We start from the raw sequence: 17,717 nt of genomic DNA, 5'->3' as shown, positions 1-17,717 counted from the left end.
GTGAGCTTGAGGTCAAGGGCTAGAATCGGGGCATGACCGCGAACCGTGGACACCTGGCCATCGGCGAACTCGCCGCGCGCAGCGGGCTCGCGCCGTCCGCCCTGCGCTACTACGAGGAGATCGGCCTGATCAGCTCGGAGCGGACCGCGGGCGGGCAGCGCCGGTTCCCGCGCGCCATGCTGCGCCGGGTGGCGTTCGTCCGGGCCGCGCAGCAGGTGGGGCTGTCGCTGGAGGAGGCGGGCGAGGCACTTGCCAGGCTGCCGCAGGACCGGGCGCCGAGCGCCACCGAGTGGAACCGGGTGGCACGCACCTGGGAGCGCCGCATCGACGAGCAGATCGCCGGTCTGCAGCGGCTGCGCGGCAGGCTGGGCGGATGCATCGGATGCGGCTGCCTGAGCCTGCGCACCTGCGGGCTCTACAACGTCGACGACCACGCCGCGCAGCGCGGCGCCGGGGCGCGCTACCTGCTCGGGGACAGCGCCCCGCAACCCCCCGGTGGGACGCCGCGAGACGGTGCGCGGGACGAGGAGTGAACGTGCCGCCGGCCGGCCGGAAGGACGGCTCCGGTCGGTCGGGGGAGACGTCGGGGGCAGCCGGCCGCCTCGTGGTGCCGGACGGCGCCCGACGGGGCTACTGTCCGGCCGCCAGGGGCAGCAGACCGGTGGAGAACTGCTCGGGGGGCCCGGGGCGGGCGTAGAACCAGCCCTGGGCGGCGTCACATCCCAGCGCCTTCAGGTGCTGTGCCTGCGCCGCCGTCTCGACCCCCTCCACGGTCACCGAGAGGTCGAGCACGTGGGCCAGCGAGACGATGCCCTCCACCACCTTCAGGTCGACCGGATCGGCCGGGAGGTGCTGGAGGCCCTGCGTGAACGAGCGGTCCAGCTTCAGCGTGCTCGCCGGGAGGCGCCGCAGGCTCGCCAGGTTGGAGTAGCCGGTACCGAAGTCGTCCAGAGCTATGCCCACTCCCAGGTCCGCCAGTTGGCGCAACGGCTTCAGCTCCTCCTCGTCCGCGCGGATCAGCGCAGTCTCGGTGACCTCAAGGCAGAGCGACTCGGCGGGCAGTCCCGCGTCGCGCAGCACGGCCACCGTGTCCGAGACGAGGTCCGGGTGGTGCAGCTGCCGGGGGGAGAGGTTGACGTTGACCCGCAGCGGACGGGTGCCGCCGATACCGCGGACCTGCCACTCGCAGGCCTGCCGCACCGCCTCCTGGAGGACCCAGCGCCCCAGCGGCACGATCAGCCCGGTGTGCTCGGCGAGCGGGATGAACCGGTCCGGGCCCAGCACGCCGTGCCGCGGATGGTCCCACCGCACCAGCGCCTCGGCGCCCTCCACGCTGCCGTCCTCCATGCGCACCAGCGGCTGGTACTCGATGAAGAACTCGCCGCCCTCCAGGGCGGTGGGCAGCCGGTTGGTGAGGCTGTGGCGGCTGATGGCGAGCGCGTCGGAGTCGGGGTCGGCGAGCTCGTACCGGTTGCCGCCCCGGGACTTGGCGCGGTACATGGTGATGTCGGCGCTGCGCAGCACCTCGGCGGGCGTGCGGTCGGTGGTCGGGCCCTCGACGATGCCGATGCTCACCCGCACGGTCAGCTCCCGGCCGTCGACGACGACGGGGGTCGACAGCGCCTCCAGCGCCCGGTCCGCCAGGGCGACCACCTCGGCCCGGGTGGCGGTGCCGCTCACCAGCGCCACGAACTCGTCGCCGCCGATCCGGGCCACCAGCTCACCGGGGGAGTTCACGCAGGACTGCAGGCGCTCGGCGACGGCCAGCAGCAACTGGTCGCCGACCGCGTGCCCCAGGCTGTCGTTGACCGTCTTGAACCCGTCGATGTCCAGGTAGCACAGACCGAACCGGCTGCCCTGGGCGGACTGCGCGAGTGTCTGCTCCAGCCGCTCGAAGAACAGAGTGCGGTTCGGCAGCTCGGTGAGCGCGTCGTGGGTCGCCTCGTACCGCAGCCGGAGGTTGAGCAGGCGGCGCTCGGTGACGTCCTCCATCAGCGCCAGCATGTAGCGCGGTTCACCGCCGGCGTCGCGCAGCAGGGACACCGTCAGGTTCGTCCACAGCACCGTGCCGTCCGGCCGGTGGTAGGGCTTCTCCGTCTGGAACGCCTCCCGCTCGCCGCTCACCAGCTCGCGGTAGAGCCGCCACACGCTGGGGCCGTCGTCCGGGTGTACCCAGGAGGTCACCTTGCGGTTGCGCAGCATCTGCTCGGACCCGCCGAACATGCGCGTGAGGGCCGCGTTGACGTTGATGACCGTGCCGTCGAGCGTGGCGATGCCGATCCCCATCGTGGCGCCCTCGAAGACGGCCCGGAACCGGGTCTCGCTGTCGTACAGGGCCTTCTCGATCTCCGCCTGGGCGGCGAGCGCCGCCCTGGACAGCGACTCCTGCTCGCTGCGGGTCCGCTCCTGCAGGGCGCGTGCGAAGCCCGCCGCGAGGGCGTGCTGCAGACGCGCACAGCGGGCCCGGCCCTCCTCCCCGGGCAGCACGTCCCGGTCGGCGCAGTAGAGCAGCAGGTAGGCGTCCAGCACGCCCAGGATCTGCGGCAGCGCGTCGGGTGAGGTGCAGTGCGCGGCGACCAGCGCGGACCCCACATCCCGCGCCGGCGCGGGGTTGAACGGATGGGCGTGCAGGGCGTCGCTGAGCCGCCGGGCGAGCGGCAGCAGGTGCTGCTCGAACTCGGTGCGGGTCATGCAGGTGGCCGTGGTGGGGTAGACCGCACGGCTCCAGATCGTGGCGAAGCGCCGCACTCCGTCGGGTTGCCGGTGGGGGTCGGCCGGGCCGGTGTCGGCCGGCCCGGCGGACCCCCTCAAGGGCGCGTTCACGCCTTGCGTCCCACCCCGGCGAATCCGGTGAAGACCACCGGGTCCTCCTGCCCCAGGGGCGCGTCCGGCCGCCAGCGCGGCATCGGGACGATCCCGGGCTCGAGGATCTCGAACCCGTCGAAGAAGCGGGTGACGTCCTGCTTGGAGCGCATCAGCAGCCGGGATCCGGCGTTGCGGTAGACGCCGGACACCTGCTCGCCCTCCTCGGTGGTGCGCGGGCCCCCCTCGGTTGAGGCATGCGTGAGGATCAGCAGCGAGCCGGGGGCGAGCGCGTCACGCAGCTCCCCGATCGTGCTCCACGGGTCCTCCTCGTCGGTGACGAAGTGCAGCAGCGCCACCAGCAGCAGGGCCACCGGCCGGTCCAGGTCGATCAGCCGGCGGACCTCGGGGGACTGGAGGATCTGCTCGGGTGATCTGAAGTCGGCGGATGTGATGCTCGCCTGCTCGGTGCCCTCCAGGACCGCGCGGCTGTGTGCGACGGCAACCGGGTCGTTGTCGACATAGGCGATGCGGGCCTCGGGGCTGGCCGCGAGCGCCACCTCGTGCACGTTGCCGAAGGTCGGGATGCCGGAGCCGATGTCCAGGAACTGGGTGACGCCCTCGTCCACCGCGAAGCGCACCGCCCGCCGCATGAACGCGCGGTTCGCCTGCATGATCTTGGGGAGCCCGGGGAACGCGTCGATGGCCTTCCGGGCCGCCTCCCGGTCGACCTCGAAGTTGTGCGATCCGCCGAGGTAGTAGTCGTATATCCGCGACACGCTCGGCTGGGAAAGGTCGATTCCCTGCGGTGCCCAGGAGGGACGTTCCATCAAGATCTCCTCATCACGATCGTCTGCGCATTGACGTTCGAGGGATGAGGCTACTGACCACATGTGCGCGGGAGTAAGTAAACGGAGACTCAACCTCCCGATACTGTCCTACTGTTGAGGTTTATGCCCGTTTCGCGGACCAGGAATCCTGCGTGCGACCGGTGGTGTTTCCGCTGCCCGCAGGTGGTTACCCGCATCGGATGAACACTTCGGACAGCGATTCTCACGTTGCACTGCCCCTGCCCGACTACGACAGCCTGACCGTGGGCGAGCTGGAGCACCGCATCCGCGCCCTGGAGGCACCCGACGTGGAGCGGCTGCTGGAGCACGAACGCGGACACGCCGACCGGGTGGCCGTGCGCACGCTGCTGGCCACCCGTTTGGAGCGACTGGAGGCCGGGGCCGAGCCGTCCCCCGGAGGCTCGCCGCGGCCCGGCCGCGCGGACGCGACCCGCTCGGGCTCGCCCGTCGGCCCCGGCACCGAGCCCGAGCCGGTGCACGCACCGCCGCACGGCTCGCCGCACCAGCGCGGCAAGCCCAAGGCCGACCGCCGCCCCTGAGCGCGTCCCGCGGGCACTCCGGCGCACAAATGCGCCGGAGTGGTGGGGCGGGCGGTGTTTCCGTGGCCGCAGGGCGGTAACCCGGCAGGCAACCCAGACAGGTTCGGGAGTCTTCGGTGGTTCACCGGGGCTCCCGCGGACGGATCGGACCCGCCGCACCCGTTACGCGGCGGCCGTTGCCGCCTCGGGGTGTGCCGACCGACGGACTGCTCGCCGTCCGGCAACGCCCGGGCGCGGCTCCCGCCGATGCCGACCACGGACCGGCAGCCCCGGCCGCCGGGTCCCGCCGCGCAGCCGCCGGCGGTACCCGGCCGGGGCGCACCCGCGGGAAGGAGAACCCATCGATGCTGGCGACCGCCCTGGCCGTGCTGCTGGCGTACCTTGTGATGACCCTGCTGACCGCCCGGGTCGGATACGGCATCGAACGCAGCCGGTTCATCCGCGACGAGGGGCGCCGCCGTCCCGAGTGCGACCCGCTGGAACGCTTCCGCCGGGTGGGCCACAACCCGGCGGCCGTCCAGTCCTTCGTCTACGGCCTGGCATGGCCGCTGGTGGTCCCCTCCTACTGCCTGTACCGCTGCGCGTCGGTGGTGATCACGGCGCATCCGCCGTGTACCGAGTACGAGCGGGTGCGCCGCGCCGAGGCGGTCGACGCACGGATCAGGGAGCTGGAGCGCTCCCTGCGCCGCTACGACACCACCTGAGGCCTCTCCCACGCCCCGTCAGGCCTCCGCAGGCGGCCCCGGGGGCCTCCTGGCGCTGTCGGGGCCGCCTGCCGCCCCAGAGGGCAGGGGCGCACCCCGGCGGCGGGCTCCACCGCCGCGCGGGATCGCCCCGAGCGCCCCACCATGGGCGGTAGCGGAACCGCCGCACCGGCAGCCGACGCCCGATGGCCGGGCTCCCGTTGCGGAGTGTGCCACCGCTGACCGGCGGCCCGGCTGGGCGGTCCGTACCGCGACCGTCCTGCGCCGCCCCGCGAGCGGCCCGAGCGCCGCCGCAGCCCCGCGAGACCGCCGCCGCATTCCGGCGAGAGAGGTGAGCACCATGTCCGACCGACGCCCCGACCCCGACCGCGAGGGCATCCTGGGCCGTCTGCTGCCGCGTACCGGCACCGAGCCCGTGACGGCCCGCAGCCCGCTGCGCATCCGGCTGATCCTCGCGCTGATGTTCACCCCGCTCTTCGTCGCCGGTGCCCTGCTGTTCTGGATGTGGAGCGGTCAGGCCGGGCCGGGCGACACCCCCCACCCCGACTCGCTGCGCACCCTGGCGTGGATCAGCACCGCGCTGGCCGTCTTCGCCCTGGTCGACCTGTTCGTGGTGCTGCGCCGCATCAGCCGCGCCCGCCGCGCCGCGTCGCGGTGAGCGGCTGAGGGCCGGACAATGCCGGCATGCGGGTCATCGGCATGCTCAGCGGCACCTCACACGACGCGGTCGACACCGCACTGGCCGAGTTGTCCTTCACCACCAGCCCGGCCGGTACCCCGGGTGACACGTTGCTGCTGCGACCGATGGGTCTGCTCAGCACCCCGTTTCCCGAGCAGCTCCGCCAGGAGCTGGTGTCCTCGCTGCCGCCCGCGGCCACCACGATGGAGCAGGTCTGCCGACTGGACACGGAACTCGGCCGTCTCTTCGGCCGGGCCGCGCACCGCGCCCTCACCGAGCTTGCCCACGGGTACGCCGACCTGGTGGTCTCGCACGGCCAGACCTGCTTCCACCGGGTCGAGGGCCGGCGCACCCTCGGCACGCTGCAACTGGGCGCGGCCGGCTATGTCGCGCAGGCGACCGGCCTGCCCGTCGTCTCCGACCTGCGGACCCGCGACGTCGCCTGCGGGGGCGGCGGCGCGCCCCTGTCCGCGACGCTCGACGCGCTGCTGCTGCCCGGCACCGGGCGCCACGCGGCGCTGAACCTGGGCGGCATCGCCAACCTGACGGTCCGCGACGGCACCCGGATTCGCGCCTACGACCTGGGCCCGGCCAACGCCCTCATCGACGCGGCGACCCGCTGGGCCAGCGGCGGAGCCGAGCACCAGGACACCGGCGGCGCCCGGGCCCGCCGCGGAACCGTGGACCGGCGACTGCTTGCGCGTCTGCGGGCGGAGCCCTACTACCGGCTGCCCGCGCCGAAGACCTGCGGCAAGGAGCGCTTCCACGTCGACTACCTGCTCGCCCACCTGGACGGGCGGCGCGTGGACCCGGACGCGGTGATCACCACCGTGACGGAGCTGACCGCCCTCCTCGTCGCCGACGCCTGCCGCGCCCATCGGCCCACCACGCTGACGGTCTCCGGCGGCGGCGTGCGCAACCCGGTGCTGATGTCCCGCATCCGCGCGCTGGCGGCTCCCTCGGAGATCCGGGACAGTGCGGTGCTGGGGTTGCCCGCGCAGGCCAAGGAGGCCTACCTGTTCGCGCTGCTCGGCTTCCTGACGGTCCACGGGCTGCCGGGTTCGTTGCCCGCCGCCACCGGCGCGCGCCGGCCCGCGCTGCTGGGCTCGCTCACCCCCGGGGACGGGCCGCTGCGTCTGCCCGAGCCCGCGGCGAACATGCCCCGAATGCTGCGGGTATCGCAGGAGTGACCGGGATGTGCTCGGGTACCCGGACCTCCGCAAGGCAGCCATGGGCTGCGCCCGAGAACAGGAGGAACCGTGTCGCACATCGAGGAGTCCGTCGAGGTCGACGTGCCGGTCACCACCGCGTACAACCAGTGGACCCAGTTCGAGGAGTTCCCCCACTTCATGGACGGAGTGGAGCGCGTCGACCAGCTCACCCCGACCAGCACCCACTGGGTGACGAAGATCGCCGGCGTCGAGCGCGAGTTCGACGCGGACATCACCGAGCAGATCCCCGACGAGCGCGTGGCGTGGACCAGCGTCAACGGACCCAAGCAGGCCGGTGTGGTCACCTTCCACCGCCTGGACGACCGGCGTTCGAAGGTCATGCTGCAACTGGAGTACGCCCCGGAGTTCTTCGCCGACACGGTGGCCGACAAGCTCGGCCTGGTGCGGCGCACGGCCAAGGGCGACATGGAGCGCTTCAAGAAGTTCATCGAGGAGCGCGGCGCCGAGTCCGGCGCCTGGCGCGGCGAGGTCTGACCCGCCCGACAGGACGAGCGGCCGACGTGTGGGGCCGCCCCGCCGCCGTGCGGCGGCCGGGCAGGCCCCCGCCGCGTCAGACGGTGACGCCGTTCTGCCGCAGATAGGCCAGCGGGTTGATGTCGGAGCCGTACCCCGGCCCGGTGCGCACCTCGAAGTGCAGGTGCGGCCCGGTGCTGTTCCCGGTACTGCCGGCCCGTCCCACGGGCTGACCGGTCGTCACGCGCTGCCCGGCCCGAACCGAGATGGCCGACAGGTGCGCGTACTGGCTGAAGCGGCCGTCGTCGTGGCGCAGTACCACCTGGTAGCCGTAGGCGTCCGCCCAACCGGCGGAGACGACGCGTGCGTTGGTGACCGCCTTCACCGCGGTCCCCGTGGCCACGGGGAAGTCCACCCCCGTGTGGTAGCCGGACGACCAGGCCGCTCCCGAGGCGCGGTACGCGGTGCTGGGCGAGACGCCGCTGACCGGGGCGGTGTAGCCGGCGACGGCAGGCTTGGACCGGCTGGCCGCCGGAGCCTTGCGCTCCGGCGCCTTCGCTGCCTGGGCCTTCGGCTTCTGCGCCTCCGGCTTCTGCGCTGCCGGCTTCTTCGGGGCCGCAGCGGGCGGCTGCGCCGGCTTCTGGGTGCCCGTCCGAGACCCGGCCAGCACCAGGCGCTGACCGGGAATGATCAGGTCCGGGTCGCCGCCCACCGTCTGCCGGTTCCGCTCGTACAGGGCCTGCCAGCCGCCGCCCACCCGCTGCGTGCGGGCGATGCCGTCAAGAGTGTCGCCGTCGTCCACCCGGTAGGTGCGGCTGCCCCGCATGTCCTCCTGCGACGGGGGAGCGGTGCGGGTCTTCGGCGCCGAGGACTGCTTGGGCACGGTCGCCGTCCGGCTGGAACCGTCACCGGTGGGGGAGGAGGCGGTCGGCCGGGCCGGTCGTTCCGGGGCCGACCTGGTTGCCGGGGGCTGCGCCATGTCGCGGGTCAGGCCCGCCCGGGCCGAGCAGCTCGGCCACGCCCCGGGGCCCTGGCCCTTCAGCACGCGCTCGGCGACGGCTATCTGCTGGCCCTTGCTCGCGAGGTCGGCGCGCGTTGCGAAGGCCGTACCGCCGAACTCCTGCCAGGTGGACTGCTTGAACTGCAGCCCGCCGAAGTAGCCGTTTCCGGTGTTGATGCTCCAGTTGTTGCTGCTCTCGCACGCGGCGACCTTGTCCCACGTCTCCACGGGTGCGGCCTGCGCGTGGCTGATGCCCACGAAGGGCAGCGCGAGTCCGGCTCCACCGGCGGTGACCGTGAGGGAGGCGCGTGACACCGTGCTCGGCTTGTAGCGGCGGTGGCGTCCACGGGCGGCCATGGGTTTTCCTCCCCGTACCTTCGTGCTTCGGGCGGTCAGTTCAATGGAGTTCCGCCGAACCGGAGTTGGCGTCTGACAAAGCGTGTCGGCACGCTGACCCAAAGTAGAGGCGGAAAACCGGCCACGGCAAGCGGTTCGGCCTTATTCGCCTGTGCCGCCCGCCGCCCGGTAGGTCAGCGCGTGCAGTTCCGCGGCCCGCCCGGCGGACGTCTCGTCCGGGTAGACCTCGCAGACCAGAAGCCGTCCGGGCGTGAAGTCGTGCTCCAGCTCGAAGAGTGTGACCTCACGGTTCCCGGTCAGCAGAAAGGTGTGCGCGTAGACCGAGCAGAAGGCGCGGTGACCCGCGGTGCCCAGCGGCTGCGCGGCCCGCGCTATGCGGTGCCCGCGGGCCTGGGACAGCAGGCGCAGGGTCTCCTGGCCCGGCCGGTCGGCGTTGCGCGCCCGGCGCAGCAGTCGCCTGGCGTGGTCGGGTGAGTCCTGGGCGTCGTGGGGAGTGCCGGCCCGGTCGTCGCCTCCGCCGTCACTGTCCGCGGCCCCGTCGCAGGACCGGGTCACAGGCAGCGGCGCGGGCGGCGGGGGATGCAGGGGCGCGCCCGGCTCATGCGGTACGGGGGCGGCGGACCCGGCGCAGGACTCACAGGCCAGTTCCGGCTGTTCGCCCATCCGCCCGTGGACGCGGCGCTCCGCTGCCCGCAGCGAGTACGGGTCGGTGTAGAGCTCGTGGGCGAGCCGTCCGTCCGCCTCGGTGTCGTGCTCCACCTCCCACAGCACCAGATGGCTGCGGTCGCTGAGAGTGAAGGTGTGCCGGTAGGTGCGGCACTCGGTCTGCGGTGGCGGCGAGTTGTGCCGCCGCCACGACTTGAGCTGCACCTCGTAGGCGACGGCTGTCGCGAGCCGGGCGGTGAGTTCGTCGCCCACCTCGAACGGGTTGTGCGCGCGGGCCAGTAGAAGCTCCAGGTGTTCACCCGGGAGGGCGCTGCCCGTGCTCTGTGGGGGATTGCGCATCGGGCACCTCCTTACGTCGTGTCACCGCCCTGCACTGTGAATACCCACCGTAACCAAGGTGGTACCGTCAGAGATGAGATTGGCTGACTTTCTTGCCTGGTGGGAGGGCATGGCGTGCAGTACGTCCGGCAAACGCCACGTCGGAACACTCGTTACTCAGAGTTAATAAGAGGGGGAATCGGCCACCGGGGGCGAAATCACGCCCGTCACGGATGCGTCGTCCGCCCCACTCACCGGCGGCGGGCCGCCCCCGGCAGGCCACCGCCTGCGCCTGTCCGCGCCCTCCGGCCGCCCCTGCGAGCGCGGTTGCGACGGCGGTTGCGGGCCGCCGCCCAGAAAACCATCCGACAAGCAGACGCCCCGCGAGGTACGCTCGGCAGGTCCTGTTGTCGCCGATTGAGGTGGACGTTGCGTATCTGAGGTCCGCGAACACCGCGCGGTACGGCTGAACCCGTACCCCGTCACGTTGCCGCCGGTACACCCGGCCCGCAGTGACGCCCGCGCGGATGCGACCTCGGTGCACAGGATGTCCCCTGATCGAAGGACACGGCACCTCTTTCCCCTCCGGCCGGTCGCCGCGTGGTGCTCGCACACGATGCCCCCGTTTCCCCGTGCTGCGGACTGCGAGAGACACCATGCCCACCGAGAACACCCCCGAGATCGCCCTGACCTGCTCCGACCTGGGGTTCCGTTGGCCTGACGGCACACCTGTGCTCGACGGGCTCTCCCTCAGCGCCGGACGGGGCCGCACCGGCCTCGTCGGCTCCAACGGAACCGGCAAGTCCACCCTGCTCCGCCTGCTGGCCGGTGAACTCCGCCCCACCCGGGGGTCGGTGACCGTGCACGGCACGCTGGCCTACCTGCCGCAGGACGTCACCCTCGACACCGCGCTCCGCGTCGACCAGGCGCTCGGTATCGCCCGGCAGCGACGCGCGCTGCGCGCCATCGAGGCGGGCGACGTCGCCGTGGCGCACTTCGACGCCGTCGGCGACGACTGGGACGTCGAGGAACGTGCCCTCGCCACGCTGGGCTCCCTCGGCCTCGGCGGCGTCGAGCTCGATCGCACCGTCGGCCGGCTCTCCGGCGGCGAGACGGTGCTGCTGCGCCTCGCCGCCCTGCTCCTGGAACGCCCCGACGTCCTGCTGCTCGACGAACCCACGAACAACCTCGACCTGGTCGCCCGCCGACGCCTCCGCGAGGCCGTCGACACCTGGCGGTCCGGGGCGCTCGTGGTCGTCAGCCACGACCGGGAACTCCTGGAACGTGTCGACCGCATCGCCGAACTGCGCTCCGGCGCGGTCACCTGGTACGGCGGCGGCTGGTCCGCCTACCGGGACGCCCTCGCCACGCAGCAGGAGGCAGCCGAGCGCCGGCTGCGGGCCACCGAGACGGACGTACGCCGGCAGAAGCGCGAACTGGAGGAGAGCCGGGTCAAACTGGCACGCCGTCAGCGGCAGAGCAGGAAGATGGACGTCGAAAGGCGGGCACCGCGCATCGTCGCCGGTGCGAAGAAGCGGGCCGCGCAGGAATCGGCGGGCAAGCTGCGCGGCCTGCACGAGGACCGGCTCCAGGAGGCACGCGAACGCCGCGAGCAGGCCGCCGAAGCGGTCCGGGACGACGCGGAGATCCGCGTGGACCTGCCCGCCACCGAGGTCCCGGCGGGACGCGCCGTGCTCAGCCTCACCGACCTGCACCTCCCGCACGGGCGGCTGCGCAACGGCCGTCTGCACGTCCACGGCCCCGAGCGGGTGGCCCTGGTCGGCCGCAACGGCGCCGGCAAGACCACCCTGCTGCGCGCTCTCACCGGCGATCTCACCCCGCTCTCCGGCGAGGTCCGGGCGCATGTGCCGACGCGGTTCCTGCCGCAGCGACTCGACGTCCTGGACGACCGTCTCAGCGTTGCCGACAACGTGGCGCGGACGGCCCCCGGTGTCAGCGACAACCACCTGCGCGCGCAGCTCGCCCGGTTCCTCTTCAAGGGGGCCCGAGCCGAACAGCTCGCCGGGACTCTCTCCGGAGGGGAGCGTTTCCGCGCCGCCCTGGCGGCGATGATGCTCGCCTCGCCCGCACCGCAACTTCTGGTACTCGACGAGCCGACCAACAGCCTCGACGCCGCCAGTGTGCGCCAGCTCAGCAGCGCGCTCGACTCCTACCGGGGCGCACTGCTCATCGCCAGCCACGACCTGGAGTTCCTGGAGTCGGTGGGTATGACCCGGTGGCTGCTGGCCGGGGAGGAGCTGACGGAGACGACCCCCGAGGAGGTCAGGAACCTCCACAGCGGACCGGGCGCCGCCTGACGTCCCGGCCGCCCGCCACCCCCGCCCGGGAGCGGCGTTGTGCCGCCGGACGCGCTGGCGGGCGGCCGGGCGGCGGCTGTGCGGCCGGGCACGGTGACGGGAGGGGCACACTGACGGCCGGGTGCCTGCGCGGTGCTCAGCCGCGGACGACCAGCGACGCGAGCAACCGGTCGGTGGCAGCCGCGACCTCCTCCACCGCCCGGGTGAAGGCGGCCTCGTTGTGGGCGGCCGGCTGGCGGAACCCGGACACCTTGCGGACGTACTGGAGGGCGGCGGCGCGCACGTCCTCCTCGGTCACCTCGTCGGCGTACGGCGGACGCAGGGTCTTGATGCTTCGGCACATGCTCCGACGGTACCCATCGCGTGCGCCGCCGGCGCGCGTCCGAGTGGAAGCATCGCCGGGACCCGCCCGGAAGCGTGGCCGGAACGCCGCCCGAGCCCCTGCGGAAGCGAGCCCGGCCCGTCGGCGTCAGCGGTGTCCGGCCCGGTGGAGGATCTCGTCCACCACGGCCGACTTGGCGTCGGCGTACTGCTGGAGGTAGGTCCACTCCCGCGCGGCGAGCTCGTACTTGGTGCGGGCGTACAGCTCCCGGTCCGCGTCGTCCGCGCGCAACCGGTCACGGAAGCGCACCATCCGCTCGGTCTCCGGACAGCTCTCGGGGAAGACGTGCAGATTGGCCGTGTGCTCCGGTTCGAAACGCTTCAGCACCCGGTGCTCGTACCAGTCCGGCTCCCGGATGCTCAGCCGGAAGCCCAGCGCGGTGGCAGCCGGCACGTAGGCGTCCTCGTCGGCCGGGTCCGGGACCTCCAGCAGCATGTCGACGACCGGTTTCGCGTCCAGGCCGGGCACCGACGTCGAGCCCACGTGCTCCAGCCGCCGCGCCGTGCCGCCCAGCGCGGCCCGCAGCTCACGTGCCCAGGTGGCGTAGCGCACCGGCCAGCGGGCGTCGTAGGCGCAGAGGACCACGTCGCCGCCCTGCGGGTGGGCGCCGCCCACCTGCACCCGTTGGATCTCCTCCTCGTCCATCGGGGCTCTGTCAGGGCGTACCTGCTCCGTCATGTGCCGTCCATCCGTCGTCGGGAGTGCCGCAGTTCAGGGAGCCGGGGACCGGGACGGGGGAGTGGCGAACACGCAGTCGCCGCAGAGGCCGCCCCCGGGAGCACGGTAGTAGAGGCAGCACGTACGGCGGCGGAAGGCGCCGCCGTGCAGAGTGCCGGTGCCGCTGAGCTCCGGTGCGGCCAGCAGGTCGGCGGCCAGGCGGACGGCCGTCGCCGGCGGGTCCGCGATCCCGCGCTCCCGGCACCAGACCGACAGCTGGGACACCGCACCTGCGAGCGCGGAGGCGGCGTTGCCCCACAGCAGTCGCTCGGCGACCGGTACGACTCCGCGTACCGCCGACACCAGCGGCGTGAGGTGTGCCGCCAGCACGGTGTGGCGCAACGGGTGCGCCGGGCCGAAGCCCGGCGGCGGCGAGGAGTCGGGCAGCCACAGGTCCGACCCCGGGGCCGCCGCCGGATCCCAGTGCAGACGCGCGGGCCGCAGATCGGGCAGGGCGTCGCCGAAGGCGGGAGCGACAAGCGACACCGACCACAGCCGCGCGGCAAGCCCCAGGAAGGCGATCGACGCGCCGACCCGCGGCTCGGTGACCCGCAGGCGGTGGTTCACGGCGGCGATCCGCTCCCGCAACGCCGGACTGCCGCCCTCGTACACACGGGCCAGCGGAACCGCGGCAGCAGGCGGCGGACCTGTCCGCAGCGCGAAGAATCCCTCGTCGGGCCGGTCCCTGTCCGCTGCGGTGTCCACCACCGCAGCCTAGAGCCGTCCCGCGATTCCCGGCGGGCGCAGGGATGGCGGGACAGCCCTTGGGGAACACCTTCTTCCTATGGCGAGGTTGGGGCCACTGCCGGCTCCTGTGCGTCCGTCCACCCGGCGGTGTTCGAGTACGACTCTCGACTTCCGCTCCCCGCCCGGTCGGGGTAGAGACGTCGGCGGCACCACCCGCCGACGGAAGGGATACCGCCCGCAGTCGTCCGGCACCGGCCGCTCAACGAGATCCGTCCTGAAGCACTGCCCGGCGGCCCGTGGCCCGGTGGTCAGGCGGCCCGGTGGTCAGGCATGGCGCGGGGTGTGCACGGTCAGGCGTGGTCGACCAGCTCCGCGTGCCCTTGGACGCGGGCGCAGTGCGCACAGCAGAAGAAGCGGCCTGCGGACTCGACTCCGTGACCGAGGATGCGGCACTGGCAGTTCTCGCAGATCGGGGCCATCCGCTGCGCGGCGCACTCCAGACTGTCGAAGACGTGCACAAACCCTGCAGCGTGCACCTCGAAGGACATCTCGTAGTCGTTGCTGCACACCTCGCACACCGCCATGGACCCTCACTCCTCGCCAGTGGTGGGCAGCGGCCCCGACCGGGCCCTGCTCCACCGGTCAGGATGGGCCCGGGCGGCTCGACGGGCGCGCAACCCCCTGGCACGCCGCCGTGCGCTCACCCGCACGGCGCAGGCGAATAGGCCGAGTGAGTACCGAGCGGCGCACGCACGGCGACGGCGACGGATACGGCAAACGGTGTGACGGCAACGACGCTGGTGGTTGCCGGTACCGGTGCCGGTGCTGTCCGAGTGGACGGTAGGCGCGTCCGCGGAGCTCCGGACGCACGGCGTAGTTCACTGAGGGCGTGGACTGCCTCTTCTGCTCGATCGTCGCCGGTGGCGAACCGGCCCACCTGGTCTTCGGCGACGCCCTGGCGGTGGGCTTCCTCGACACCCGTCCTCTGTTCGCCGGTCACGTCCTGGTGGTGCCGCGACGCCACGTGCGTACGCTGACGGACCTGCCCGCCGGCGACGTGGGCCCCTACTTCGAGCGGGTGCAGCGGGTCGCCGCAGGAGTGGAGCGGGCGATGGACGCGGCCGGGTCGTTCGTGGCCCTCAACAACCGGGTCAGCCAGTCCGTGCCGCACCTCCACACCCATGTGGTGCCGCGCAACCCCAAGGACGGGCTCCGCGGCTTCTTCTGGCCCCGCACCCGCTACCGGGACGCCGCCCACGCGGAGCAGACGGCCGACCTGCTGCGTGCGGAGCTGGACGGCAGCGCCGGCAGCGAGTCCCGGGGCGGGCCGCCCGTCGCTCCGGGGGAGTAGCCGGGTCGGCCGGGCGGGTCAACCGTAGGCGGCGAGGAAGGTGCGTACCCCGGCTGTCGCCAGGTGTTCGCACTCGGCCGGTTCGAAGGCCGTGCCGCCGGTGAACATGGCCCGGTTCACCGGGATCCACAGCAGAAGTCCGGCGAAGTGCTGCGCGGCGAGCAGCGGTTCGCGGACCTGGAGCAGGCCGTGCTCGGTCAGGCGCGCGAAGGTGGCTGCCAGGGTTGCCAGGACCCGCTCGAATCCCTGCTCGTACCAGGCCGTGCCCAGTTCGGGAAAGGTGTCAGCGCTGGCGATGACGAGGCGCCGCAACCGGAGAACCTGCGGCTGGGTGAGCGCGGTGAGGAACTCGCGGGCGAGCCGGACCAGGTTCGCCTCCAGGGCGGCCGCGTCGAGGGGGACGTCGGCGACCAGGTCGATCATGGCGTCCACCCGGGAGGTGGTGGCCAGTACGACCTCGGTGAACAGTCCGTCCTTGTCGGTGAAGTGCTTGTAGACGGTCTGCTTGGAGACGGCGGCCAGCCTCGCCACATCGTCCATGCTGGTTCCCGCATACCCCTTGCTCAGGAACACCTGCGTCGCGGCCTCCGTGATGGCCCGGCGCTTGCGTGCCGAACGCCCCTCGTCCTGTGTTTCCATGCCGCCTCCAGTCTGCTTCACGGATAGTACTGGACAGTCCAGTTCTGATCTGAGTACTGTACCGTCCAGTACTCAACCTGTGACTGGATCGCGAGCTGCGTGCAGGAGCAGTGGCACGCGCCGATACGAAGGAGGCGGACTGATGGCCGAACCGGTGAAGGGTCCCGCCAGCTACTTCCCGTCGATCGAGAAGAAGTACGGTCGCCCGGTGGCGGAGTGGAAGGAGCTGATCCGGTCCTCGCCGCTGGCCAGGCACGGAGAGCTCGTCTCCTGGCTGAAGGCCGAGCACGGCCTCGGGCACGGCCACGCCAACGCCCTCGTCGCGCACACGCTCGCCGAGGACAGGGCAAGCTGAAGTACGACGACGGCCTCAAGGACGGCGTCAGCGTCGGCACTGCGACGGGCGCGAGGGGGCGGTGCGCCCAGAGGGCGCCTGTGCGGCTCAGACGCGCAGGGCCACGACTGATTCCACCGTGTCCGCTTCGGCGGCGTCCTTGTCCTCCCGGTAGCGGACCACCCGGGCGAAGCGCAGCGTCACCCCCGCCGGGTATCGGGTCGAGCGCTGAACGCCGTCGAAGGCGATCTCCACGACCAGCTCGGGCCGGACGGTGACTCCCCAGTCATGCGTGGCGGTCGTCAGCTCCTGCAGCCGTTCGGTCTGCCATTCCAGTACGGCGTCGGTGAGGCCCTTGAAGGTCTTGCCGAGCATGGCGAACGAGCCGTCCGGGCGGCGGGCCCCCAGGTGGAGGTTGGAGAGCTTGCCGGTGCGCCGCCCGTGACCCCACTCGGCGGCGAGCACGACCAGGTCGAGCGTGTGCACGGGCTTCACCTTCAGCCATGACGAGCCCCTGCGGCCTGCCCGGTACTCCGCGTCCAGAGCCTTCACCACCACTCCCTCGTGGCCGCGCTGCCGCACGGCTGCGGTGAACTCGCGTGCCGCTGAACGCTGCTCGGGATCCATCGGGTCCGTGACGACCAGGCGCCGCACCCGCTGGGTCTCCGGCACCACTCGGGCCAGCCGGGCGTGGCGGTCCGCGGTGGTGAGGTCGAGCACGTCCTCACCGTCCACGGCGAGTAGGTCGAAGAAGACCACGGAGAGCGGCAACGACGCCTGGGCCGCCGACACATCGACCCTGGAGCCGACCCGGCCCGCCACGTCCTGGAAGGCTCGCGGGCGGCCCTGTTCGTCCAGGGCGATGACCTCGCCGTCGACCACCGCCTGCTCGGCGGCGAAGCCGAGTGCCGCGGAACGCACCTCGGGCAGCCGGTCGGTGATCTCGTCCAGTGTGCGGGTCCACACCCGCACACTGTCGCCGTCGAGGTGGACCTGCACCCGGATACCGTCCAGCTTCTCCTCCACTGCGCAGGGCCCCAACCGGCCCACAGCCTCGTCGACGTCCTTGGCCGAGTGCGCGAGCATCGGCTGGACCGGACGGCCCACGGTCAGCCGGTACTCGGCGAGGGCCTCGGGGCCGCGGGCCAGTAGCGCCTCTGCGACCGAGCCCAGCGAGCCGCCGAGCATCACTGCCCGGCGCACCTCGGCCGGATCGGCGTCCGCGGCGGCGGCCAGTCCCTCCACGGCCAGGGCGTCCAGTGCGCCCTGGCGCAGTTCCCCGCTGATGAGTCGGACCAGGAACTGCTGCTCCTCCTCCGTGGCCGCGGTCATCAGGGTCGCGAGCAGTTCCCGGCGCTGCTGCACCGCGCCTTTGCCACTGACCGCCGCTATCCGCTCCAAAACGGAGTGCACCTCGGCGACGGTGAGCAGTCCGGTCGGGGCTGGTGAGTGCCGCTCGGTCAGCGTGCGCCAGCCCACGCCGATCCGGCGCTGGGGCAGTCGTCCCGCCAGGTAGGTGACGGCGATCGGCGCCTCGGACGGTTCGGCTGTCGCGAACAGCCGCGCCAGCAGGGCGACCTTCTGCGAGCGGGCGGAGGTGGCCGTCACCTGTTGGGAAGTTCGAGCGAGGTCAGCCAGCAGCATTCCTCCATGTTCACCTCTACCGGGCTCCCGCGCAGCACGGCCGG

19 protein-coding genes are annotated in these 17,717 nt (G+C 72.5%); 9 read left to right on the top strand and 10 right to left on the bottom strand.

Annotated elements, in window-relative coordinates:
* The first annotated feature begins 32 nt into the window (after positions 1–32).
* Entirely contained in the window at positions 33–533 is a 501-nt protein-coding gene (soxR, locus tag QNO07_RS00890; protein WP_283989339.1) for a redox-sensitive transcriptional activator SoxR, read from the top strand.
* A gap of 97 nt (positions 534–630) precedes the next feature.
* On the opposite strand, the gene QNO07_RS00885 is transcribed toward soxR, so the two are convergent.
* Together QNO07_RS00885 and QNO07_RS00880 are read right to left on the bottom strand one after the other, a co-directional pair.
* Positions 631–2,811, bottom strand: coding sequence for a putative bifunctional diguanylate cyclase/phosphodiesterase (locus QNO07_RS00885; RefSeq protein ID WP_283989595.1), 2,181 nt, complete (start codon positions 2,809–2,811; stop codon positions 631–633).
* An 8-nt stretch (positions 2,812–2,819) separates the two neighbouring features.
* Positions 2,820–3,632: an SAM-dependent methyltransferase gene (locus QNO07_RS00880; protein ID WP_283989338.1), complete on the bottom strand. Its 813-nt coding sequence runs from the start codon at positions 3,630–3,632 to the stop codon at positions 2,820–2,822.
* A gap of 200 nt (positions 3,633–3,832) precedes the next feature.
* On the opposite strand from QNO07_RS00880, the gene QNO07_RS00875 reads away from it, so the two are divergent.
* The 5 genes from QNO07_RS00875 to QNO07_RS00855 all read left to right on the top strand — a co-directional run bounded on the left by QNO07_RS00875 (position 3,833) and on the right by QNO07_RS00855 (position 7,281).
* The gene (locus QNO07_RS00875) at positions 3,833–4,192 is read left to right on the top strand and encodes a DUF8129 domain-containing protein (protein ID WP_283989337.1); all 360 of its coding nucleotides are present in this window, start codon (positions 3,833–3,835) and stop codon (positions 4,190–4,192) included.
* A gap of 344 nt (positions 4,193–4,536) precedes the next feature.
* Positions 4,537–4,896, top strand: coding sequence for a hypothetical protein (locus tag QNO07_RS00870; RefSeq protein WP_283989336.1), 360 nt, complete (start codon positions 4,537–4,539; stop codon positions 4,894–4,896).
* A gap of 340 nt (positions 4,897–5,236) precedes the next feature.
* Positions 5,237–5,554, top strand: coding sequence for a DUF6343 family protein (locus QNO07_RS00865; RefSeq protein WP_283989335.1), 318 nt, complete (start codon positions 5,237–5,239; stop codon positions 5,552–5,554).
* A gap of 26 nt (positions 5,555–5,580) precedes the next feature.
* Positions 5,581–6,765 carry an anhydro-N-acetylmuramic acid kinase gene (locus QNO07_RS00860; RefSeq protein ID WP_283989334.1) on the top strand — a complete coding sequence of 395 codons (1,185 nt, stop codon included), beginning with the start codon at positions 5,581–5,583 and terminating at the stop codon, positions 6,763–6,765.
* Between the two features lie 69 nt (positions 6,766–6,834).
* Positions 6,835–7,281 (top strand): SRPBCC family protein, encoded by a 447-nt coding sequence (locus tag QNO07_RS00855; protein ID WP_283989333.1) that lies wholly within the window; start codon positions 6,835–6,837, stop codon positions 7,279–7,281.
* A 76-nt stretch (positions 7,282–7,357) separates the two neighbouring features.
* Here the strand turns inward: QNO07_RS00855 and QNO07_RS00850 are convergent, their stop codons facing one another.
* Together QNO07_RS00850 and QNO07_RS00845 are read right to left on the bottom strand one after the other, a co-directional pair.
* Complete coding sequence (locus QNO07_RS00850) at positions 7,358–8,617, bottom strand: transglycosylase family protein (RefSeq protein WP_283989332.1); 1,260 nt, start codon at positions 8,615–8,617, stop codon at positions 7,358–7,360.
* Positions 8,618–8,758: 141 nt separating this feature from the next.
* Positions 8,759–9,622: a DUF6227 family protein gene (locus QNO07_RS00845; protein WP_283989331.1), complete on the bottom strand. Its 864-nt coding sequence runs from the start codon at positions 9,620–9,622 to the stop codon at positions 8,759–8,761.
* Between the two features lie 635 nt (positions 9,623–10,257).
* Between QNO07_RS00845 and QNO07_RS00840 the strand changes: the two genes are divergently transcribed.
* Positions 10,258–11,919, top strand: a complete 1,662-nt coding sequence (locus QNO07_RS00840) for an ABC-F family ATP-binding cassette domain-containing protein (RefSeq protein WP_283989330.1) — start codon at positions 10,258–10,260, stop codon at positions 11,917–11,919.
* Positions 11,920–12,055: 136 nt separating this feature from the next.
* Here the strand turns inward: QNO07_RS00840 and QNO07_RS00835 are convergent, their stop codons facing one another.
* The 4 genes from QNO07_RS00835 to QNO07_RS00820 form a co-directional block, all read right to left on the bottom strand.
* Positions 12,056–12,262 (bottom strand): DUF2277 domain-containing protein, encoded by a 207-nt coding sequence (locus QNO07_RS00835; RefSeq protein ID WP_283989329.1) that lies wholly within the window; start codon positions 12,260–12,262, stop codon positions 12,056–12,058.
* 126 nt (positions 12,263–12,388) lie between these two features.
* Positions 12,389–12,979: a GrpB family protein gene (locus QNO07_RS00830; RefSeq protein ID WP_283989328.1), complete on the bottom strand. Its 591-nt coding sequence runs from the start codon at positions 12,977–12,979 to the stop codon at positions 12,389–12,391.
* A gap of 33 nt (positions 12,980–13,012) precedes the next feature.
* Positions 13,013–13,723 (bottom strand): (2Fe-2S)-binding protein, encoded by a 711-nt coding sequence (locus QNO07_RS00825; RefSeq protein ID WP_283989326.1) that lies wholly within the window; start codon positions 13,721–13,723, stop codon positions 13,013–13,015.
* A gap of 332 nt (positions 13,724–14,055) precedes the next feature.
* Entirely contained in the window at positions 14,056–14,289 is a 234-nt protein-coding gene (locus tag QNO07_RS00820; RefSeq protein WP_283989325.1) for a metallothionein, read from the bottom strand.
* 305 nt (positions 14,290–14,594) lie between these two features.
* Here QNO07_RS00820 and QNO07_RS00815 point away from each other — a divergent pair, with 305 nt between their 5' ends.
* A complete protein-coding gene (locus QNO07_RS00815) occupies positions 14,595–15,056 on the top strand; it encodes an HIT family protein (protein ID WP_283989324.1) in 462 nt (153 codons plus the stop codon).
* An 18-nt stretch (positions 15,057–15,074) separates the two neighbouring features.
* Here QNO07_RS00815 and QNO07_RS00810 read toward each other — a convergent pair whose 3' ends face one another.
* Positions 15,075–15,695, bottom strand: coding sequence for a TetR/AcrR family transcriptional regulator (locus QNO07_RS00810; protein ID WP_283989323.1), 621 nt, complete (start codon positions 15,693–15,695; stop codon positions 15,075–15,077).
* Between the two features lie 142 nt (positions 15,696–15,837).
* On the opposite strand from QNO07_RS00810, the gene QNO07_RS00805 reads away from it, so the two are divergent.
* A complete protein-coding gene (locus QNO07_RS00805; RefSeq protein ID WP_283989322.1) occupies positions 15,838–16,050 on the top strand; it encodes a DUF4287 domain-containing protein in 213 nt (70 codons plus the stop codon).
* 87 nt (positions 16,051–16,137) lie between these two features.
* Here the strand turns inward: QNO07_RS00805 and QNO07_RS00800 are convergent, their stop codons facing one another.
* A complete protein-coding gene (locus QNO07_RS00800; RefSeq protein ID WP_283989321.1) occupies positions 16,138–17,673 on the bottom strand; it encodes an ATP-dependent DNA ligase in 1,536 nt (511 codons plus the stop codon).
* Between the last annotated feature and the right edge of the window lie 44 nt (positions 17,674–17,717).

The organism is Streptomyces sp. 549, from assembly GCF_030124175.1.
In the GTDB taxonomy this organism is placed as follows: Bacteria; Actinomycetota; Actinomycetes; order Streptomycetales; family Streptomycetaceae; genus Streptomyces.
Note: the sequence above shows the minus strand (reverse complement) of the source record. Positions and strands in the feature narration are given on the sequence as shown.